The 20,824-nt window shown below is 63.7% G+C and carries 20 protein-coding genes and 2 pseudogenes; 10 read left to right on the forward strand and 12 right to left on the reverse strand.

Annotated features, from left to right (window positions below):
- The first annotated feature begins 37 nt into the window (after positions 1-37).
- A complete protein-coding gene (locus DL899_RS19455; protein ID WP_162685608.1) occupies positions 38-241 on the forward strand; it encodes a hypothetical protein in 204 nt (67 codons plus the stop codon).
- A gap of 61 nt (positions 242-302) precedes the next feature.
- Here DL899_RS19455 and DL899_RS15870 read toward each other — a convergent pair whose 3' ends face one another.
- The 5 genes from DL899_RS15870 to DL899_RS15890 all read right to left on the reverse strand — a co-directional run bounded on the left by DL899_RS15870 (position 303) and on the right by DL899_RS15890 (position 7,299).
- On the reverse strand, positions 303-2,390 hold the full coding sequence (locus DL899_RS15870; RefSeq protein WP_111735343.1) for a 3-hydroxyacyl-CoA dehydrogenase NAD-binding domain-containing protein: 2,088 nt from the start codon (positions 2,388-2,390) through the stop codon (positions 303-305).
- Positions 2,387-3,676, reverse strand: a complete 1,290-nt coding sequence (locus DL899_RS15875; RefSeq protein ID WP_111735344.1) for an acetyl-CoA C-acetyltransferase — start codon at positions 3,674-3,676, stop codon at positions 2,387-2,389. The genes DL899_RS15870 and DL899_RS15875 overlap by 4 nt, the downstream gene beginning before the upstream one ends.
- Positions 3,673-5,991, reverse strand: coding sequence for an acyl-CoA dehydrogenase (locus tag DL899_RS15880; RefSeq protein ID WP_111735345.1), 2,319 nt, complete (start codon positions 5,989-5,991; stop codon positions 3,673-3,675). The genes DL899_RS15875 and DL899_RS15880 overlap by 4 nt, the downstream gene beginning before the upstream one ends.
- Before the next feature lie 133 nt (positions 5,992-6,124).
- Entirely contained in the window at positions 6,125-6,322 is a 198-nt protein-coding gene (locus DL899_RS15885) for a CsbD family protein (RefSeq protein WP_111735346.1), read from the reverse strand.
- A 275-nt stretch (positions 6,323-6,597) separates the two neighbouring features.
- Positions 6,598-7,299, reverse strand: coding sequence for a hypothetical protein (locus DL899_RS15890; RefSeq protein WP_111735347.1), 702 nt, complete (start codon positions 7,297-7,299; stop codon positions 6,598-6,600).
- 356 nt (positions 7,300-7,655) lie between these two features.
- Between DL899_RS15890 and DL899_RS15895 the strand changes: the two are divergent.
- Together DL899_RS15895 and DL899_RS15900 are read left to right on the forward strand one after the other, a co-directional pair.
- Positions 7,656-8,108: pseudogene (locus tag DL899_RS15895) on the forward strand (baeRF12 domain-containing protein).
- Positions 8,109-8,179: 71 nt separating this feature from the next.
- Positions 8,180-8,458, forward strand: a complete 279-nt coding sequence (locus tag DL899_RS15900) for a hypothetical protein (RefSeq protein ID WP_111735348.1) — start codon at positions 8,180-8,182, stop codon at positions 8,456-8,458.
- Here DL899_RS15900 and DL899_RS15905 read toward each other — a convergent pair.
- On the reverse strand, positions 8,455-9,693 hold the full coding sequence (locus tag DL899_RS15905; RefSeq protein ID WP_111735349.1) for a cation:proton antiporter: 1,239 nt from the start codon (positions 9,691-9,693) through the stop codon (positions 8,455-8,457). The genes DL899_RS15900 and DL899_RS15905 overlap by 4 nt on opposite strands.
- Positions 9,694-9,956: 263 nt before the next feature.
- On the opposite strand from DL899_RS15905, the gene DL899_RS15910 reads away from it, so the two are divergent.
- The 3 genes from DL899_RS15910 to DL899_RS15920 all read left to right on the forward strand — a co-directional run bounded on the left by DL899_RS15910 (position 9,957) and on the right by DL899_RS15920 (position 12,248).
- Positions 9,957-11,027 carry an AI-2E family transporter gene (locus tag DL899_RS15910; protein ID WP_162685609.1) on the forward strand — a complete coding sequence of 357 codons (1,071 nt, stop codon included), beginning with the start codon at positions 9,957-9,959 and terminating at the stop codon, positions 11,025-11,027.
- Between the two features lie 127 nt (positions 11,028-11,154).
- Positions 11,155-11,376, forward strand: a complete 222-nt coding sequence (locus DL899_RS15915) for a hypothetical protein (protein WP_111735351.1) — start codon at positions 11,155-11,157, stop codon at positions 11,374-11,376.
- A 41-nt stretch (positions 11,377-11,417) separates the two neighbouring features.
- Positions 11,418-12,248, forward strand: a complete 831-nt coding sequence (locus tag DL899_RS15920) for an SDR family oxidoreductase (RefSeq protein WP_239494731.1) — start codon at positions 11,418-11,420, stop codon at positions 12,246-12,248.
- 206 nt (positions 12,249-12,454) lie between these two features.
- On the opposite strand, the gene DL899_RS20115 is transcribed toward DL899_RS15920, so the two are convergent.
- From DL899_RS20115 to DL899_RS15935, 3 genes are all read right to left on the reverse strand, one after another.
- The gene (locus DL899_RS20115; protein WP_275426798.1) at positions 12,455-12,589 is read right to left on the reverse strand and encodes a hypothetical protein; all 135 of its coding nucleotides are present in this window, start codon (positions 12,587-12,589) and stop codon (positions 12,455-12,457) included.
- A 58-nt stretch (positions 12,590-12,647) separates the two neighbouring features.
- Positions 12,648-13,226: an exopolysaccharide biosynthesis protein gene (locus DL899_RS15930; protein WP_111735353.1), complete on the reverse strand. Its 579-nt coding sequence runs from the start codon at positions 13,224-13,226 to the stop codon at positions 12,648-12,650.
- 138 nt (positions 13,227-13,364) lie between these two features.
- Positions 13,365-14,240 carry a formate/nitrite transporter family protein gene (locus DL899_RS15935; RefSeq protein ID WP_111735354.1) on the reverse strand — a complete coding sequence of 292 codons (876 nt, stop codon included), beginning with the start codon at positions 14,238-14,240 and terminating at the stop codon, positions 13,365-13,367.
- Between the two features lie 239 nt (positions 14,241-14,479).
- On the opposite strand from DL899_RS15935, the gene DL899_RS15940 reads away from it, so the two are divergent.
- Complete coding sequence (locus DL899_RS15940; RefSeq protein ID WP_111735362.1) at positions 14,480-15,040, forward strand: type 1 glutamine amidotransferase domain-containing protein; 561 nt, start codon at positions 14,480-14,482, stop codon at positions 15,038-15,040.
- Positions 15,041-15,052: 12 nt separating this feature from the next.
- Here the strand turns inward: DL899_RS15940 and DL899_RS15945 are convergent, their stop codons facing one another.
- Complete coding sequence (locus DL899_RS15945; protein WP_111735355.1) at positions 15,053-16,852, reverse strand: PAS domain S-box protein; 1,800 nt, start codon at positions 16,850-16,852, stop codon at positions 15,053-15,055.
- A 173-nt stretch (positions 16,853-17,025) separates the two neighbouring features.
- On the opposite strand from DL899_RS15945, the gene DL899_RS15950 reads away from it, so the two are divergent.
- A complete protein-coding gene (locus tag DL899_RS15950) occupies positions 17,026-17,322 on the forward strand; it encodes a PRC-barrel domain-containing protein (protein WP_111735363.1) in 297 nt (98 codons plus the stop codon).
- A gap of 53 nt (positions 17,323-17,375) precedes the next feature.
- Here the strand turns inward: DL899_RS15950 and DL899_RS15955 are convergent, their stop codons facing one another.
- Positions 17,376-17,873 (reverse strand): Dps family protein, encoded by a 498-nt coding sequence (locus tag DL899_RS15955; protein ID WP_111735356.1) that lies wholly within the window; start codon positions 17,871-17,873, stop codon positions 17,376-17,378.
- A gap of 351 nt (positions 17,874-18,224) precedes the next feature.
- Here DL899_RS15955 and DL899_RS15960 point away from each other — a divergent pair, with 351 nt between their 5' ends.
- A complete protein-coding gene (locus DL899_RS15960; protein ID WP_111735357.1) occupies positions 18,225-19,067 on the forward strand; it encodes a PRC-barrel domain-containing protein in 843 nt (280 codons plus the stop codon).
- Positions 19,068-19,163: 96 nt separating this feature from the next.
- On the opposite strand, the gene DL899_RS15965 is transcribed toward DL899_RS15960, so the two are convergent.
- Complete coding sequence (locus DL899_RS15965; protein WP_111735358.1) at positions 19,164-19,976, reverse strand: response regulator; 813 nt, start codon at positions 19,974-19,976, stop codon at positions 19,164-19,166.
- Positions 19,977-20,237: 261 nt separating this feature from the next.
- Between DL899_RS15965 and DL899_RS19905 the strand changes: the two are divergent.
- Positions 20,238-20,516: pseudogene (locus tag DL899_RS19905) on the forward strand (sigma-70 family RNA polymerase sigma factor); the annotation flags it as partial.
- Between the last annotated feature and the right edge of the window lie 308 nt (positions 20,517-20,824).

Raw genomic sequence — 20,824 nt, forward strand, 5'->3', positions numbered from 1 at the left:
CAGGCGGGTCGCGCATGAACGAAAGGAAAGGCAGATCATGTCATCCCCCAAGACGAACATCGAAAAGCAGACGAAAAGACATCGCGGCCCGTTGATCGGCGTCGGCCTGGCCATCCTGTTCGGCGCGATATTCATGGTCCTGATCCTGAACAGCGCAATCCCCGACGACGAAGACGGATCGCCGGACGGCACTCAGCCCCCGTTCGAAGAGAGCATCGGCGAAGAAGCCCAGCCCGAATAGGTGACCCTGAACCGCGCGCGGCACCCGTCTGGCGTGAGGATGGCGGCAGCCCTGCATCGCCTCAATCCATCTCGTCCCATCCCGGATCGGGCGCAAAGCGATTGCCGTGTTCCCGCGCCAGCGCGGTCAGCCGGTCGCGGATCTCGGCGGTGCCGCGCATCCGGGCATAGCGCATCGGCCCGCCACGAAACGGCGCGAACCCGGCGCCGAATATCATCGCCGCGTCGATCTGGTCGGCATCCGAGGCCACGCCCTTGCGCCGACATTCCACGCAGGCATCCAGCAGAGGCAGGATCAGCCGGTCGATCCAGCCGTCCTCGGGCTCGGGGCGGGCGGCGCTCTTTTCCGGCTCGCCCTCGTCCCAAGTGTAAAGCCCTTTGCCGGATTTTCGGCCCAGCCTGTCGCCCTCTTCGACCATCTCGCGAAACCAGGCGGGCACCTCGGCCAGCGGCTTGTTGATCTGGCCGGCCAGGCTGTCGGCGACATGCAGGCAGATGTCCAGGCCGATCCGGTCGGCCAGTTCCACCGGCCCCATCGGCATACCGAACCGTTCGGCGATATTGTCGACGGTTTCCTTTGTCAGCCCTTCGTCAAGCAACACCAGCGATTCCAACAGATAGGGTGTCAGCGCGCGGTTGACCAGGAAACCGGGTGCGGCCGCGACCCGCGCGGGCAGCTTGCCGATGGCGCCGCAGAACGCCGCCAGCCGGTCACCCACGGTGCTGAAGGTGTCGGCGTGGCTGACCACCTCGACCAGGGGCATCTTTGCGACCGGGTTGAAAAAGTGCAGCCCGCCAAACCGCGATGGCCGCCGCAGCGGTTCGGCCAGCCGGTTCAGCGGCAGGCTGGAGGTGTTGGTTGCAAGGATGGCGGTGGGACGCATCGCCGCTTCCAGATCGGCGTGAATGGTGGTCTTGGCCGCTATGTCCTCGGGCCCCGCCTCGATCACCAGATCGGCCGCCGGCACGCCGTCGCCGCCCGGATCGGGGATCAGCCGATCCAGCGCATCGCGCGTTTCGATCGAACTAAGATGCTGATCTTTGCAGATGGCTGCGGCACGACCCAGTGCGCGACCGATGGCCTGAGGATCGGGGTCGAACAGCGTCACCCTCTTGCCCTTTATCGCGCACCATGCCGCGATTTCGCCGCCCATCGTGCCGGCGCCGGCCACGTGGACATGCCCGATGGCATCGTCGCCTGCTGCATCAGATTTCAGCCGCTGGCGCAGATGAAAGACGCGGATCAGTTCGCGCGCGGTGTCGCTGGCCAGCAGCCTCGCAAAGGACCCGATTTCGCCGTTCTGCATCGCGCTGCGGTCACCATGGTGTTCCTCCCACAGGTCGATCAGCGCATAGGGCGCGGGGTAATGTTCGCGCGGCGCACGGCCCCCGGCCGAGGCCCGCATACGCCGCGCGGCAATACCGCGGGCCGCCGCCATCGACATGGCCCGATCCGACAGGCCCGGCCGCTCGTCCTTCAGCTTGCCGGCGCAGGCGGCCTTGACCGCGTTGGCGACATGGCGCTCCTCTACCACCTGGTCGGCAATGCCCAGTTTCATGGCCTTGACGGTGTGCGCGCTCTTGCCGGTCAGCATCAGGGTCATCGCCTCAAGCGTGTCGATCCGTTCGGACAGGCGGAACGTGCCGCCCAGACCAGGGTGCAGGCCCAGGTTGACCTCTGGAAAGGCGAAATGCGCGCCATCAGTCGCGATGATCCGGTCACAGGCAAGCGCAATCTCAAAGCCCGCGCCAAGTGCCGCGCCATGCACCACCGCAACGGTCGGACAATCCAGCGCCTCGAGCCGGTCCAGCACGTCATGTCCCTGGCGCAACAGCGCCTCGGCCTCTTCGGGGTCGGTCATGTCCGACAGCATTTCAATATCCGCTCCGGCGGCGAACCCCGACAGCTTGGCCGAGCGGATCACCACGCAGGCGGGCGGGTTGTTGCCAATCTGGTCGAGCTGATCTGACAGCCCCTCGATCACGTCGCGCGATACGGTGTTGGTGTCGCTGCCGGCCACATCCAGCAGCAGCCAGACGACATCATCATCGTCGCGCGCCGCGCGCCAGCCCTTTTGCCGCGTGGCATCGCGGGCCGGGCCCAGTTCCAGTTTCACCTCGCCCAGATGATCCAGCACAGGCCCGGTCATGATACCTCCTCCAGCAGCATTGCGCCGCCCTGACCGCCGCCGATGCATTCGGTGGCGATGCCGCGGGCCGTGCCCCGGCGGCACATCTCGTTGGCCAGGTGCAGCACGATCCGGTTGCCACTGGTGCCCACCGGATGACCCAGCGAAATGGCGCCGCCATCGACGTTCAGCCGGTCACGGTCGATCCGCCCGAACGGCGCATCGAGCCCCAGAACCCGGGTGCAGAACGCCTCGTCCTCCCACGCGGCAAGACAGGCCAGAACCTGTGCGGCAAAGGCTTCGTTCAATTCCCACAGGCCGATATCGTCGCACGACAACCCCTGCCGCCTGGCGATTTCCGTCGCGCACAGCACCGGCCCCAGCCCCATCACCGACGGGTCGAGCGCAGACCACGCGCTATCGACGATCCGCGCCAGCGGGGTCAGCCCGTGTTCCTCGACCGCCGCCTCGGAGGCCAGCACGACCCAGGACGCGCCATCGGTGATCTGCGAGGCATTGCCGGGCGTCACCTGGCCGTAGGGCTTTTCGAAAACCGGGGACAGCTTTGCCAGCGCCTCGGTACTGGTCTCGGGGCGCACGCCATCGTCGTGGTCGTATGCCTGCCCGTCCCGGTCAAAGGCGGTGATCACCTCGTCATCCAGCCGCCCCTCTTGCTGGGCCCGGGCCAGGCGGTGGTGGCTTTCCACCGCATAGGCATCGGCGGCCTCGCGCGTGATGTTGAAACGGTGCGCCAGCACCTCGGCCGTCTGGCCCATGTTCAGATCGGTGATCGGGTCGGTAAGCCCGCGTTCCAGCCCGAACACGGGTTTCAGGAAATCGGGCCGTATGTCGGCCACGGCGCGGGCGGTTTCCACGGCGCCTTTGGCCTGGGCGAATTCCGCGTACCATTCCACGGCCTCCTGCCGCAGGACCAGCGGTGCATGGCTCAGCGCCTCGGCGCCGCCGGCCAGGATCAGGTCGTGGGAGCCGTCGCGGATATAGCGGTAGGCGGTGTCGATCGACTGCATTCCCGAGCCACAGTTGATCTGGACGGTAAAGGCCACCATCGCCTCGCCCATCCCCAGGCGCAGGGCGGCAACGCGGGCGGGGTTCATTTCATCGGCGATGACGTTGACGCAGCCCAGGATCACCAGGTCGAAGGCATCGCGCGCAAAGGGCTGGCGCAGCAGCAGCGGCCGCCCGCACTGCACCGCCAGGTCGACCGGGGTAAAGGGACCCGGGCCACCACGCACCTTCAGAAACGGGGTTCGGGCACCATCGACGATATACACGGGTCGGGCGTTCACGATGGGGCCTCCGTCTTTTTGCGCGGGGCGGCCTTGCGGCGGGTCTTGCCGGCGGCCGGTTTCGCGGGTTTCGGTTTTGCTGCTTTCGGTTTGGCCATTTCGGGGAACAGGCGGGCCAGCTCCGCAGGATCGAAATCATCGACCGCGACGACGCGTTGCACCGCCCCCCGCATCGCATCGATGCTGTCGGCCTCGGCCTGGCTCAACCGGCCAGAGGCACGCGCGTCGGCCACGCTCAGCCCGGCCTCGCGCAGGCGTTTCATGACCGGGGCGCATTCGATAACCGCCGCAAAGGCGTGATCGAGATCGCGCACGCCCTGGCGGTCGCAGCCCGCACCGCCCATGCCGCGCAGGCGGGCGCGCGTTCCGGTCCGATCCGATATCAGATCTGCGCATTGCGCGGTCAGCCGGTCATCGGGCCCGCGCGTGGCCATGCGCGGCAGGATCAGCGGGCGCAGCAGCCACGCCGCCCACCGGGCGGGAAGGTTGGCCAGCACCTCATCCAGGCTTTGCCCCATTTTGGCAAAGGCCTGCGCGGCGGCGAACCGGACCAGCGGCAGATCCTCGTCGATCTCGCCTTCGTCCTCCCACCGCTTTACGGTGGCGGACAGGATGTAAAGCTCTGACAGGGCGTCGCCCAGCCTGGCCGACAGCATCTCGCGCCGCTTGAGCTGCCCCCCCAGCGTCAGCAATGCGAATTCCGCCACCAGCGCAAAGGCCGCCGACCAGCGCGACATGCCGCGATAGATCGGCGTCATCGGCCCGGCTTCTCCGGGCGCCGGCGCGAACCTGCCCCCGGTCCAGGCCCTGCCCGTTGCGCGAAAGAGCGTCGCGAAGGTATGCGAGACATGCGCCCAAAAGACGCGGTCGAACCTGTCCAGCGACTGCTTTTCGTCCGCGACCTCCAGCGCCTGCATCTCGTCCAGCAGATGGGGATGCGCGCGCACTGCGCCCTGACCAAAGATGATCAGGCTGCGGGTCAGGATATTGGCGCCTTCCACGGTGATGCCGATCGGTACCGCCTTGTAGAGCGGCGCCAGATAGTTTTTCGGCCCGTCGATCACCGCCTTGCCGGAATGGATGTCCATCGCCTGGTCGACCGCGCGGCGCATCCGGTAGGTGGCATTCGCCTTCATGATGGCCGAGATCACCGCCAGCGCGCGACCCTCGTCCAGCCCGGCACATGTCAGCAGCCGTGCGGCATCGAGCGAATAGGCATTGGCGGCCAGCGGGCCCAGCATTTCCTGCACGCCGCCGAATTTCGACACCGGGATGCCGAACTGTTCGCGGATGCGCGCATAGGCCCCCGACGTCAGCGCCGCCACCGATGACCCGGCAGCCGACAGCGACGGCAGCGAAATACCCCGCCCTGCCGCCAGCGCGCTCATCAGCATCATCCAGCCGCGCCCCGCGTAATCGGGGCCGCCGATGATATTGTCGAGCGGGATGAAAACATCGGTGCCGGTGGTCGGACCGTTCTGAAACATCTGCCCCGCGGGGATGTGCCGCCGCCCGGTTTCAACGCCGGGCAGATCGGTGGGCACCAGCGCGCAAGTGATGCCGACATCCTCTTGTTCGCCCAGCAGGTGGTCCGGGTCGCGCATCTTGAATGCGAGTCCCAGCACCGTGCACAAGGGCGACAGGGTGATATAGCGCTTGGCCCAGTTCAGCCGCAGGCCCAGCACCTGCCGGCCCTTCCATTCACCCTTGCACACGACCCCGGTATCGACCATCGCGGCGGCGTCCGATCCGGCCTCTTCGCTGGTCAATCCGAAGGCGGGCAGTTCACGCCCGTCGGCCAGGCGCGGCAGCCAGTGGTCCTTTTGCGCGTCGGTGCCGAACTGCAACAGCAATTCGCCCGGCCCCAGCGAATTGGGCACCATCGCGGTGACGGCGACCGCAAGCGAACGCGCCGACAGGAACCGAACCACCTCGGAATGCCCAAATGCAGAGAACCCCAGACCGCCGTATTCTTGGGGGATGATCATGCCGAAAAAACCATTGTCGGCCATGTATTTCCACGCCTTGGGCGGCAGATCGGCGGTCAGCTGGTTCACTTGCCAGTCATCGACCATCGCGCACAGCTCGGTGCAGGGGCCGTCGATAAAGGCCCTCTCTTCCTCGCTCAGGCGTGGCGTCTCCACGTCGCGCAGTTTTTGCCAGTCGGGATTGCCGGAAAACAGTTCGGCCTCCCACCAGACCTCGCCCGACTCAAGCGCCTCGCGTTCGGTGTCCGACAGGCGCGGCAGGGCGTCCTTGGCCATTTGGTGGATGTATTTGGTGATCCAGTCGCGTCGTATTTGGCGCAGGTTCATTTCAGACCTCCTCGGGACATAACACGCGACGGGAGAAATAGTTCCGACAGGGCGGGCGCCACAAAACACCGGGGGCAGCGGCGATCATGCCGCTGCCCCCTCTGTCAGTCGCGTATTCAGGGGCGTTCCGGCCTCAGACGCCGTGCGACCACTCGTCGACCTCGCGCTCGGCGGCGGCGCGCGCCTTGCCGTACTTTTCCTGCACCAAGCCGACCAGCTCTTCACGCCGGCCTTCGACTTTTTGCAGTTCGTCGTCGGTCAAGTCGCCCCAGTTGGCCTTGGCCTTGCCCTTGAGCTGCTTCCAGTTGCCTTCGATCTGATCCCAGTTCATGATAAATTCCTTTCCGTTTGTGTATATCGGTACAGGAACAACGTCGCTGGGTGCGCTCGGGTTCCGGCCCATCGCGGGCTGTTCTGCGAGGGGGAAAGAAACCGGCAGGTTTCCGCCTTTCGGCCCCGTAACGCTTGCTGCCCCCGGCGACGCATGTCGGCCGGGGGCAGCGCAATTTCATTGGCGTATCCGTCAAGCCAGAAAGACCAGCAGGATGATGATCCACAGCGGCACGCCTATAAGCCAGAGTAAAATTGCTCCCATTGGTTCTCTCCTCAGGTCCAGCGGCCGAAGCGGGCGACGACGCGCCCCTCGTCGCGATGTTGGCCGCCGGTCCCGGCCGCCCAATACGCACCGGCACCGGCGATCATCAGGGACGCCGCCACCACAAAGGCCGAGATGACCGAGTATTTCCGCGCGGTTTCGGCGGCGGCCTCGGCCTCTGCCTCGCTGACATTCGGGGCGACGCGTTCGGCGTCACCCTCGGCGGCAACGGCCGGCTCGGTATCGCCCGCCACGGGTTCGTCCAGAACACCGGCAGTGACGGTCGCGGCCGTATCGGCGGTGGTCTGAACCGCAGTCTGCACGGTCGCTCCCAGCACAATCGCACCGAACAACAGCGCGACGCCCCACACCGCCAGCCCGTGAATGCCGTCGCGGACGGCGATCTCGTCGGCGTTGGCGGCATCGACGCGGCGGCGCATCCGCCCGGCGATATAGCCACCTGCCATGAAGCTCGACACCGTGGTCCACAACATCCACGACCCGACCGCGAGCAGCTCCGCCAAGGCCGATCCGTCGCCCTCGTAAGGCGAAATCTGCGACAGGCCGAGTGCGACGCCGAATGTGGTGAAGACAAAGGCGATCCCGGCAGCGACGACAGCCCCCGCGAGGATGGCCGGCCAATCGACATAGCTGCCATCTTGAACGGCAACCGGCGTCGATGCCCGGGTGAGTGTTTCAGTTCGTTCCGTCATTGTTTCTGTCCTCTGACTGGATCACATGCAAAGGCCCTATCCGAGGCCGAGGAAGGACAGGATCGCCAGAACGACGACCACAAGCCCGACGAGGTAGATGATTCCATGCATTGCTGGTCTCCCGTTCGGATTGACTGCGTTGACACACGCCTCAGTGACGTGATGACCAAGGCAACGCATGAACCGAAGATTGGTTCCCCTTGCCACGCGGATCCGGACCCGCAACGAAAGCCGCCGGGCGGTATGCCGGGGCGCGCAGGTACGGCTGCGCGTGCGACAAGAGGGAACCGCCGCGCGCCTCGTTGCGTTGAATTTCGACCATACCCGCACCGTCAATTGTCGAAGAGGACCAAAAGATGTTGAAAACCGGCACCTGGATTTTGATCGCCGATGGCGAAAAGGCCCTGTTCCTGGTAAACGCCGGGGACGAGATGGCCTATAATTTCGAGGTGGTGCGCAAGGAGGAGCAAGCCAACCCCAGCACCACCGAACAGGCGACCGATGCGCCCGGGCGGTTCAACGACGGGCCGTAGGTTCATCGCTCGGCGGTGCAGGAGACCGACTGGCACCAGCTGGAAAAGGACCGCTTTGCTCACGACCTGGCCGACATCCTGTATCAGCGCGCGCACGCCGGCAGGTTTCGCGAAATCGTGCTGGTCGCACCGCCCAAGACGCTGGGCATACTGCGCGACACCATCCACAGCGAAGTGGGCGACAAGGTGATCGGCGAGCTGCCCAAGACGCTGACGACCATGCCGATCCACCAGATCGAGGAGCACCTCTTCGACGAATTCGACGGCAAGGGCTGAGCCACCCTGCCCCAGGTGCCGGCAGCGGGACTGTGCCGGGGGCATGTCATCACTCATGAAAGGATGCGACCATGAACAGCAAGACAACCGGCGAAATACCCGAGCTGCCCGTTATCGCCGAAGGGCGCGAAATCTCGCGCAACGAGATCATGGATGTGCTGGCCGACCAGGGATACTCGGCCAACGCGCGCAAAGAGTGGCTGAAATGCGTGCTGACGCGGCTTTCCGCGCAAGAGGGCCGCTCCCCTCGTCCCACCCGCGCCGGGCTGATCGACGAGGTCGAGAAAATCCTGCAGGACGACATGCAAAAGGCGGGGGGCGCCCAGACGCCCCAGGGCAAGACGTCCTAGCCGCGCACCTTGTCCAGCGCGCGCGCTACGGTAAAGCCGTGCAGAACGGTTGAGATCACGATCGCCAGCGCAACCAGCGACCATAGTTGCGCCTCGTTGGCGAATTCCGTGTGCCGCCCGGCATAGCAGAGGTAATAGATCGACCCGATTCCGCGCACGCCGTAGACGGCGACGATGCCCCGGTCCCACCTCCTGAGAGGCGAACCGGCCAGCGAAACCCAGCCGGCGGCGGGTCGGACAATCACCACCAGCGCCAGCGCGATGATGACATGACTCCACTGCAGATCGGTAAAAAGCCGTGGCAACACCATACCCAGGGCGATCAGCAATAACGCCAGCATGGCGTGCTCGATATTCTCGCAGAAATCATGCAGCCGGCGGTGAAACTGGTGCCCGCTTTCCACCCGGCGCATGGTCAGCCCCATTACGGCGACCGAGATGAATCCATACCCTTCTACCAGTTCGGTAGAGCCATAGCACAGCAGAACCCCCGCCAGCGCGATCACTCCCGACGTTGTTTCTGCCAGCGCCGAGCCGCGCGGAAAGTGAAACAAGAGGCGCCCCAGGGTCCAGCCGCCACCCGCGCCCATCAGCATACCCACCGCGATCCGGTACACCACATCCACGGCAAGCCAGTCAAACAGCCAGGCAGAGGGGTTCAGCCCCTGCACCGCCACCAAAAGCCCCAGATAGACGAAGGGAAAGGCCAGCCCGTCATTCAGCGCCGCCTCTGTGGTCAAGGCAAACCGCACGCGGTGTTCTTCGCCCTCCTGCGGTGGGCCGACTTGCACGTCGCCGGCCAGCACCGGGTCGGTCGGCGCCAGCACTGCACCCAGCAGGATTGCCCCCGCCGCCGTCATCCCGGCGATGCCCGCGCCCAGGAACGCGACCGCCGCGATGGTCAGGGGCATGGCGACGAACAGCATCCGGGCGGTCGGCACCCATCGCAGCCACGGTCCCAGCCTGTCAATCCGTAGCCCGGCGGTGAACAGCGCCACGATGATGGTCAGTTCGCTGGCAATCTCCCACGGCCGCGGCAGCACGCGCGGATCGGGCACCAGCGGCAAGCCGGGCACCAACAGCGCCGCGATCATCCCGAACAGGATCAGCAGCGGCGGCGCGACCGGTTCGCGCGAGGAAACGAACCGGGGCAGCCACCGTGCCAGGATCACGATACCGCCTGCCGCCGTCAACATGATATGATAGGGTTCAAGGCCGAAGAAGGGTTCGGGCATCACGACATTCCCTCTTGCATAGGACGCGCGGCATGGCCCGGCGTTCCGTCTGGTTCCGGCTTGCGCGCGGGCGGGCAAAGCGGCACCGGCCGCCATGCCCCGACGTTCCGCCGACCGAGTGTTGCAGACAGACAGGCAGAAGGGAAAGCGAAAATGCGTGCAGGGTGCCCGATCATCATCACAGCACCTGCCTTATATCCCTTATCGGCGGAACCATTCGTTCCTGCCGGGCGTTTGAGGTCCATTGAACAAGGGATCAGCCATTGGATCGTCTGGAAAAAACAGGTCATGTCGCGATGATCGCCGTTGGCGTGATCGCGACCTTTGCCGCTCTCGACACGCTGGAATCGATCGCGGCACCTGCGGTATTGGCACTGGTCACCGGCATCGTGTTGTCGCCCCTGTCCAATTTCGGGGAACGGCGAGGCCTGTCGCCCCTGAGCAGCGCACTGATCGGGCTGATGGGGACGTTGGTCGTGCTCGCCGTTCTGGCGCTGATCTTTCAGCCGGTGATCACACAGATGGTCGAGCAGGCGCCCAAGGTCTGGACGGACATGCAGGACGCGATAGAGTTCGTACAGGGTCTGGTCCGGGGGCTGGAAGAAACACGCGGCGAGGTGGAAAAGGCCGTCGCGGCTGAACCGAACGCCACCAGCGCGGGTCAGGACGCGCCGGCGGACGACAGCTTCGACCTCCCCAGCATATCGGATGCGCTGCTGCTGGCGCCGGCGATCTTGTCCCAGGTCCTGATCTTTGCCGGCGTGCTGTTCTTCTTTCTGCTGACCCGGCAGGAGCTCTACGAGTGGATCGCAAACATCCTTCCCGGCCGCGATGCGAAATCCGCCATCAGCCTGCGCGAGGCCGAGCGGCTGGTTTCGCGCTACTTCATCACCGTCGCCCTGATCAACGGCGTGCTGGGCATCACCACCGCCGCGATGCTGCAGCTCTACGGGATGCCCGGTGCGCTTAGCCTGGGTCTGGTGGCGTTCCTGCTGAACTTCCTTCTCTATCTCGGTCCCGCGATCTTTTTCTGTGCGCTGCTATTCGCCGGTATCGGCGTCTATGACGGTGCGATGGTGGTGGTGCCGGCGTTCACGTTCCTGGCTCTCAACGCGACCGAAGGGCAGTTCGTCACGCCGGCGCTGGTCGGCCGGCATATGCAGCTCAACCCGTTGCTGGTGTTCCTGGCGCTGGTTTTCGGCATATGGCTCTGGGGGCCGTTGGGCGGCATCGTGGCGATCCCGATAGCGCTGTGGATCCTGGTTCTGGCCGGGGCGTTGCCCCGCGAACCCCAGGCCGAGCCGGACATGATACAGGGCCCGCGCGCACCATGAAAAAATGACATGCTCCGCCGCCCGTGGGCGGCAGGCAGGGGAGGGGCGGCGCGCCGATCTTTCACTCTGCCGGCATGGAACGTTTCGCGTGCCCGTGCGTTTCAAATCCAGGTAAAGGGAGAAAGCCATGCCCGGACAGAAACCCCATTCCGATGCTGCGCACGAACGCAACACCCCGGCGCAGACAGAGGTGCCTGCCGGACCCGGCGATGCTGGCGCCTCGGACAAGCCGAAACGCCTGAAACGGCACGCCGAAGCACGGCTGAACGTTACCGACAGGATGCTGATCAGGGCGCTCTGGGGGGCGGCGCTGGTCATCTTGCTGATCCTGCTTGCGATGTTTCTTTGACAACACCCGAGGCTGCCATGCACCCGAACGAACATGACAAAATGGAAACACCGGACCGCCAGCCGGGCCTCGAAAGCCGGATGGACCCCTTGCCCGATTCCGCCCCGCGCTATCAGTCGTCGGCGCGGCTGAAGGGCAAGGTCGCGATTATAACCGGCGGCGATTCCGGCATTGGCCGGGCCACCGCCATCCTGTTCGCCCGCGAAGGCGCACGCCTGGCCATCGTCTATCTGGACGAGCACGACGACGCGAAAGAGACCAAGCGCCTGGCCGAGGCCGAAGGAACCGACGTATTGCTGCTGCCCGGCAATGTGGGACACTCGCAGTTTTGCAAGGATGCGGTCAGGCAGACCCTGGATGCGTTCGGAAAGATCGACATCCTGGTCAACAACGCCGCCGAACAGCACGCCCGTGACGAGGTGACAGACATAACCGAAGAGCAGTTTTTTCAGACCTTTCGCACCAATGTGGGCGGTCAGCTTTTCATGGTGCAGTCTGTTTTACCGCACCTGGGCGAAGGGGCGTCGGTCATCTGCACGACCTCGGTGACGGCGTATCGGGGGCAGGATCTGCTGATCGACTATTCCTCATCAAAGGGAGCTGTCCTGTCCTTTGTCCGGGCGCTGTCGGGCAAGCTTGCGCCGAAGGGCATTCGCGTGAACGGCGTCGCGCCCGGCCCGATCTGGACGCCACTCATCCCGGCGTCGTTCCCGCCCGAAAAGGTCAGGGATTTCGGCAAGTCCTCGCCGCTTGGCCGGCCCGGACAGCCGAACGAGGTGGCGCCATCGATGCTGTTTCTGGCCTGCAAGGACAGCTCCTACATTACCGGGCAGGTTCTGCACCCCAACGGCGGCGACCTGATCGGGGGATAGCCCACGCGGGCCGCTGCCGGGCGAATGGCTGGCGGCGTGACCGGATGGATCAAGCCAGAGGTGAAATCGCCTCATTGTTCGGCAACGAAGGGACGGCCGCGCGGCACAAGGCCGTCGAATTCACGAACGTGGTGTGCAGCACCCCCGAAACGCCGGGCCAGTGTCCCTGGCGGGCCGACACGTTGTAAAGACATACGCGCGACGGTTCAGCGGGCGGGGGCAATCCGCGTGACGAACAGGATCAGCCCGTTCACCGTCAGCCACAGCAGCAACGCACCGGCCAGCATCACCCAGAAAAGATGGTCCAGAATCCCGGCGTCGCGGCCGGTCGGGTTCGGCACCGATTGCGCCCCCCGCAGCGGGCGAGCAGGACCGCCGTGGCGATGACCGGCCACCGGATCACAATAGGACCTGCAGCAACAGGTAGATGAACCCGCCATAGGGGACCAGCGCCAGCAGGAAAAAGACCCCGTCCCGGGTCAGCATGGCCATGACCAGGAAACACACGCCCATCGCGGCAGCTGACGACGAAAATGGAATGAGTTCCAGGAACGGCATAACCAGCCCGGTCAGCAGGCACAGCGACTGCGGTACCCAGATCAGCGGCCGGTGAAACAGGAACGACAACCGGCGGCGGGTGTGGGTGTCAATCCAGCGTATCACGGGCGAGAGCCGGTCGAGGGCGGATTGCAGCTTGTCGCCGTCGATGGATCGCTGCTTCAGCCGGCGGGGCAGAAAGAGCTTGCGACAGCCAAACATGTGCTCGGCCATCAGCAGGGCGATCGTCAGTCCCGAAACAATGGCAACACCGGGTACGCCCGACAGTGGCGTTACCGTAATCAGCGCCGGCAGCAGGATCAGCGGCAAGAGGCCGCTATCATCGACCGAACAGGCGATTTCCTCGACCGTGACCTCGTCGTCGCCGGTCGAGGACCGAACCTGTTCGACGGTCTCGGTAAGGGGTGCGTCGTCAGTCATGTTCGCCTTTCCAATTTTGCGAGACGTGCGTATCGGACTTGCGATATGTTCGCGTCTTTTGCTCGGCCGCCCGCAGCAGGGTGATCACAATGCGCGTGTAGATGCAGGCCGGTGGGCATGCCGCGGGCGCACGGGCTATCACGCCCTGTCCCGCCACGCGGTCAGCAGGTCGCGTTCGTCCAGCAATTCGGTGCGGATCTGGGCCCAAGCCAGGAGGGTGAAGAACACCGTCCCGCCAAGCAAATTGCCGATCAGCGAGGGCACGACAAATCCCGTCACCGCATCCACCGCCGAGACATCACCGGCCAGGACCACGACCGCCGCCTCGACCGTACCCGCCACGACATGCGAAAAGTCGGCAAGCGCGATCAGATAGGTGATCAGGATGATGACATAGAACTTTGCCTTTTCGGCGTTGGGCATGGTCCAGACCAGCACGGCGATCAGCCACCCGGCCCCGATGCCGCGCAACATCGTTTCCATCCAGCCGAACCCCAGCGCGTGATTGGACAGATCGACCACCGCCTGCCATGTCTCGGGCTGGTATCCGCGCGTGGCATGCAGGATCAGGCCGAACAGCGAGGCGCCGACCAGGTTCGCCGCCAGCACAATTGCCCAGAGCCGCAGCAAACGCATGAGAAACCGCAGCTTGCGCGCATCCAGCACCGGGCAGACCGCGGTGATGGTGTTTTCGGTGAAAAGCTGCATACGCCCCAGGATCACGATCAGGAAGCCGACCGAGTATCCCAGGTTTTCCACCAGCGGACGCCACCCCGCGTCGGGAAGGTATTGCCGGAACAGCGCCTCGCTGAGAACGGACAGACCCAGTGCAAGGCCCGCGATCAACCCCGACAGCGCCAACGCGCTTGGCGGCCGATCAAGTTCCTGCTCGCCCTCGCGACGGATCACCTCGAAGATGGCGACGGCCCTGATCGACGCGTTTCGTTCGATTACGTCGATCTCGTTATCGGTAAGGACGTCTTCGTGCTTCTCTTGGGATTCTTCTTTTGACACGCCGCCATTCCTGATTGCATCCGGGTGATACAGAACGCGCCGAGCGCACGAATGGTTCCATGATCGCGCCGGCACCCGGCGGGGTTTGGCGGCGGCCGGGGGGTGTCGGCGGGCACCCGCCCACCGCAGGAAATTCCAAATGCCGCACCGGAAACCGTTTGGAACCCATCCCGCCGGGCGGGCGTTTTCCCATCAGACGACAGCGGTCGTCATCAACCGAAATTCTGGGAGAATTCAAGATGACCGATATCACCGATGCAAGGATCCTGATCCTGGCGACCCACGGGTTCGAACAGTCTGAACTGGAGGTGCCGCGCGACCAACTGCGGGAAAAGGGCGCGACCGTTCATGTCGCCACCCCGGACGGGCAGGCCATCAGGGGCTGGAATGAAAAGGACTGGGGCGAAATGGCCGATGCCGACCTCGCGCTGGGCGATGTCGATGTCGGGGATTACGACGCGCTGGTGCTGCCGGGCGGACAGATCAACCCCGATATCCTGCGCCTGAACGACACCGCGGTCAAAACCGTGGCCGGATTCTGCAATACCGGAAAGATCGTGGCGGCGATTTGTCATGCGCCCTGGCTGCTGACCGAAGCGAATGTGCTGCACGGCCGCGATGCCACGTCTTACGCGTCTGTCGCGACCGATGTAAGGAATGCGGGCGCCAACTGGCACGACCGCGAGGTGGTGGTCGATGCCGGTATTGTCACCAGCCGTTCACCCGACGATCTGGAGGCGTTCGTCGCCAAGATCGTCAAGGAAATCGGCGAAGGCAGGCACGACCGCGCGGGCGCATGACAGCCGGTAGGGTCAGTACCGATCCTGGTTTTCCAGGGTGAATCTGAACTCGTACCGGGCACCCTGCGGCAGATAGTCGACCGTCGATGTTCCGTTGAGGGTCTGTTGTATCGTGGTATCGATCAGCCTGCTGCCGAACCCGACCTCTTCCGGCGGCGCCACCTGGGGGCCGCCGGTTTCGCACCAGGTCAGTTGCAGTATTCTGGCACCATCGGCGGGAAGGTGCTGCCAGGACACGTTGATGCGCCCCGCATCGTTAGAAAGGGCCCCGTACTTGCACGCGTTGGTGGCCAGTTCGTGCAGGATCAGGCCGAGCGCATGGGCGGTTTCGGTATCCAGATAGACCTGCGGGCCGGTCAGTTCCAACCTGTGTTCGCCGACCAGATAGGGAAACAGCTGGTTGCGGACCGCCGCTTTGAGGTCCGCACGCAGATCGTTGCCGTCAAAGATGCTGTCATGCGCCACGGCCATGGCCCGGAGCCGCCCTGAAAACCGTTCGCTGAATTGTTCCATGTCATCGGAGGACCGAATAGTCTGGGACGCCATCGCCTGGATCGTGGCCAGGCTGTTCTTGACCCGGTGGTTCAGCTCGCGGATCAGAAGTTCCTGCCGCTTTTCGGCTTTTTGCTGCTTCGAGATGTCTTCGACGATCGAGATGAAATAGTTGACGTCGCCATCGTCGTCGCGCACGCAGCTGACCGACAATCTGACCCAGACGATACTGCCATCCTTGCGCCGGTACCGCTTTTGCATCTGGTAGTTGTCGCGCGTGTTGGCCTGAATCTGCCGTCTATAGACAAGCTCCTTGTCCAGGTCCTCGCTGACGGTGATGTCCTGAAACGTCAGTTCGGACAACTCGCATCTGGTATAGCCGATGATGTCACACAGTCTCTGGTTGGCACGCAGCCAGCGGCCGTCCTTGCTGATATGGCCGATGCCGACGCCGGCATTTTCAAAGGTCGAGCGAAAGCGCAGTTCGCTCTCGAGCAGCGCACGGTCGAATTCTTCGCGTTCCGACAGGTCGTAAAAATGGCAAACGATCCCCGGCCGACCGTCTGGCAGGGTCACGCGTTCGATCTTCCAGTCGTAGGATTCAACCTTGCCTATATCGTTGCGGCGTTCGACGGTGCCGGGTGCGCGGTATGGCTCGCCGGTTTCCAGCGTGTGGCGATAGATCGCGATTGCCTCGCTGACATGGGGCTCGGGCCAGATGACCCGCAAAGCCTCTGCGAAATCGCGGCCAATCAGCGGCCTGACGTTTTCAAAGAGCTTCTGTGCGCCTGCGCTGACCATTGCGAGCCGGAAATCGGCATCGACCGCGCAGATGCCGAAAGGCGAACTTGTGACCAGGTGATAAAAGCTGTCATGCGCGGCACGCAGCGAAAGTTCCTGGTTTTTTCGTTCGGTGATGTCGATGCCCGAGCACACCAGGAAATCGACGTTGCCGGACGCATCCATGTGCGGCATTAGGAAAAAGTCGATGACAATGTCCGCGTCATCGGCGACGCGGACATTGGTGTCATAGCGGACGTGTTCGCCCGACGCCGCGCGGGCCATCGCCTCGCGCAGGCGGGTCTGTATGGCGGCGTCGAAATTCCACCAATGGCAATCCCAGAACGGCTTGCCTATGACATCCGCGCGTTTCAGCCCGGCGGCCTGCAGCGCGGGTTCGTTCGCTTCGATCAGGATACCGTCGGGCGTCAGGATGCCGACGAATGCAACGACACGGTCGAGTACCGCCTGCAGATAGGCCGGTAGTTCATGACCTGGCAAGGCGTTCGCGGCCGGACCGTGCGCTGTGCCGTCAACCATCCACCACCCCCCAGGAGTTGCATTATGACTGAAATTATACGCTACGGTTGTCGAAAGGAAATAGCATTGTAATGCGCCGCCGCCCTTCGCAGGACAGCGGGAACACCTGCCGGTTTCATACGTTGAAGCATAGGATACCCGCAACAGCGCAGATCGGCGAAAAGGACAACAAGATGGACCATTCGAAAGACCCGAGGCTGGACGCGGTCGAGCTGAACGAAGAGAACCTTGCAGGGGCTGCGATTTACGGACCCGATGAGGAACGGATCGGGACCGTTTCACATATCCATGGCGACGGCGGACACGTGAAGGTGATAGTGGATGTCGGCGGTTTTCTGGGGATTGGGGCCAAACCCGTCAGCTTGGACCTGGGCAGGCTCGATGTCATGAGGGACGAAAACGGCATCGTTCACGCCACAGTCTATATGACCGAGGATGAATTGAAGACACTCCCCGAACACCGCGACTGACCTTGGGGGGCGGTCGCGAACCGCCCCCCAGGGCCCGCCATCCGGGGCGGGGGTTACTCTGCCGCAATGGCCCGCAGCATCCAGGCCGCCTGTTCGTGAAAGGCGGCACGGCTGGTGGCCAGGTCGTCGGTGACGGCGTCCCGGTTTTCGCCCGCCAGATCGACCAGGCCGTGCATCCTGGATGCGACCTTTTCGTGATCGCGCACCAGGTCTTCTACCATTTCCCGGGCCGATGGCGTTCCGCCCAGGTCCTTGATGTCAGATTTCCCGGTGATCGCCGACATCTCCATCGGGGCGAGATGCCCGAGCGCGCGGATGCGTTCGGCCAAGACGTCAGCCGCACCGAACATTTCCTCGTACTGTTCTTCAGTAAGCTTGTGGATGGAATAGAACAGCGGTCCCGTCACGTTCCAGTGATAGGCATGCGTCTTGAAGACCAGCCGATAGGTGTCAGCCAGCACTTCGGCCAGCCCGTTGGCCAAGGCCCCGGTATCGCCGACACCGGTATCGACTTGGGATTCCTTTGGTTTGGTTTTCAGCACATTGGACATCTTTATTCTCCTCTTTATGGCCAGTCTTCCGGCGGTTCTGAGTTTCAGTGATTGAACGCTGGTTTGTGCGGCTGGGTTCCATCGTGTGCAGGAACGTTTCCATTCAAGACCAACAGCGCGGGATGCCTGGTGATCGGCGCCACTGACACGCGGTCCGGCGGTCGTTTTTTACCGTTTCAGAAAATCGGGCCGGCTGCGCGGGAAGGGCGTCGTTAACGCACGGCCCCCGGTTCCAGTTCCCAAAAGTATTTTGTTTTTCCCGACGCACCGACCGGAACATACCGAGCCGGTGTTTGTTGTTTGCCCAGAGGCGCCGAAACGCGCCGGGTACGATTAAAAAGGAGAAGAAATATGAAACGCATTCTTACCACCACCGCGCTGGCCGTCGTGCTGGCAACCCCGCTGGCCGCCCAGACCGATGGCGACAACGCCTGGAAGGACACCTTCCGCCAGACGGCAGGTGAGAACGATATCCACGCGTCGAACTTCATCGGCTCACGGGTCTATGTGTCCGAGGCCGAGGTGAACGACGACATGCTGGACGAAGCAAGCGACGAATGGGACGACGTGGGCGAGATCAACGACGTCCTGATGGACCGCAACGGCGATGTCACTGCGATCCTCGTCGATATTGGCGGGTTCCTTGGCATTGGTGAAAAGACCGTTGCCGTGCAGATGGACCGCCTGCAACTGGTGTCGGACGGCGATGCGCCGGATGAGTATTTTGTTGTGTTCAATTCCAGTCAGGAGGCACTGGAAAACGTCCCCGCGTTCGAAGATGACCGTGACAGCGCGATGATGACGGGCACCGACAGCAACATGACCGACGAAGAGCGCGAGATGGCGGACCGGGACGATGCGCACATCGGGTATCCCGCTGCGCCCGAGGTCAAGCTGGAAGGTTACGACACCGTCGTCGTGACCGATCTGAAAGTCGAAGAACTGACCGGCGCGCCCGTCTATGACGCGCGTAACGAATGGATCGGCGAAGTGTCCGACCTGATCATCGACACCGACGGCCAGGCGACCGACGCGATCATCGACGTAGGCGGTTTCCTCGGCATCGGCGAAAAGCCGGTCCAAGTCAGCTTTGAATCGCTGACGCTGAAGCGGGCCGACGGAACCGACGATATCCGCATCTATATCGACGCGACCGAAGATCAGCTGGAAAGCATGCCTGATTACGAAGGCTGACAACCAGTCTGCCATGCAGGGTTCGAGCCGGGCATTTGCCCGGCTCGAGTCGTTTCAGCCCATCGGCGCAAGGCATCCCCTGTCCGCGTGGGGCCATCAGCCATGCAGGGTCTGCGTGCCGGCAAAGAACATCGCCTGGCTGACGGCCGAACGCACCTGTTCCTCGGTGAACGGCTTGGCGATCAGGAACGCCGGTTCGGGCCGTTGCCCGGTCAGCAGGCGTTCGGGAAAGGCAGTGATAAAGATCACCGGCAAGTCGCCGTGATCGCGCAGGATGCTGTTGACAGCATCGATCCCCGATGAATTGTCCGCTAGCTGGATGTCGGCCAGAACCAGTTCGGGACGCCGTTCCGCCGCCAGACGTTCGGCACTGTCGCGGGTGCGGGCGATGCCGGTGACGTCGTGACCCATTTCGCTGACGATCGCCGAGAGATCCATCGCGATAATCGCCTCGTCCTCGATGATCAGGATGTCACCACACAGGCCGCTGGCCATTTCCCTGCGTGCGATCGCGACCAGCTCGGCCGCCTCGGCAGCGGAATTGCCCATGATCCGGCCGATCTCGTCATCGGTGAACCCTTCGATGCAGTGCAACAGCAAGGCCTCGCGTGAATTCCGGGTCAGGCCGGACAGCCGAACCTGCGCCTGCGATTCGGGCCTCGTGCCCTCGGGTCGGTCCACCGGCGCGCCCGACGACATCCAGATGGCATGGAACGCCCGAAACAGCGCGACCTTTGGCGGCAATCCGCAATCCAGCAGGTCGCGGTCAGCGAGGATGGCCTCGATCGTGGCGGCGGCATAGCGGTCGCCGGTGTCCTGCCGACCGGTCAGGGCGCGCGTGTATCTGCGCAGGTAGGGCAGCTCGTTTTCAATAACGGCGGCAAGGTCTGTTTCGATCGTTCTTGTCATTCTGTCCTCACGAATAAATGTCCCCTGCGGGAACAAACGGCGAAACACGGTGTTGGTCTTGGTGTGGGAATACCACAACCATGGCCTTCGAAGGCAAACCATGGCCCAAGAACCCCCGCAATGGTGAGGAGTGGCGAAAACCCGCCATCGGGCCGACGACAAGCCGGGGAAACGCGGCGCGCCCACAATCGAACACAGGCGCCGACACCAGCACAGGCAAATCAAAGGAAATGGGCGGCACGATCAGAACGAGAGCCACCAGTGACCGACACTTCCGATCCACGCGAAGAATTGATTGAACACCTGCCGGCGATGCGCGCGTTCGCGCTCAGCCTGTCGGGCAATCACGCCACTGCCGATGATCTGGTTCAGGATACCGTGGTCAAGGCCTGGAGCAATTTCGACAAGTTCCAGCCCGGCACCAATCTGCGGGCGTGGCTGTTCACCATCCTGCGCAACACCTTTTACTCTCAGTTCCGCAGGCGCCAGCACGAGGTCGAAGACCCGATGGGGCGCGTCGCCGGCCATCTGTCGGGAAAAGGTAGTGCCCCACCGGGTGGTGTAAGAGGCCGCGCGCGGAGCCTTTTGGCGTAGCGCAGCGCGCGGCCGGGGCTGGCGGCCACCGCGTTTCTTCGTAGTCTGAGGTTGTTCAACGACCGATGACAACGATGGAGAGCACGATGACCGAGACCATGATTGACCTTCCGGGCGTGATCGCCAGGAGCGATGATGCGGATTTCCTGCGGGAACTGGTCCGAGGTGCCGCGCAGCAGCTGATGGATATCGAGGTGGCCGCCGTCTGCGGTGCAGGACACGGCGAGCGCAGCCCGGACCGGGAGAACCAGCGC

The organism is Roseovarius amoyensis, assembly GCF_003260265.1.
Classification (GTDB): Bacteria; Pseudomonadota; Alphaproteobacteria; order Rhodobacterales; family Rhodobacteraceae; genus Roseovarius; species Roseovarius amoyensis.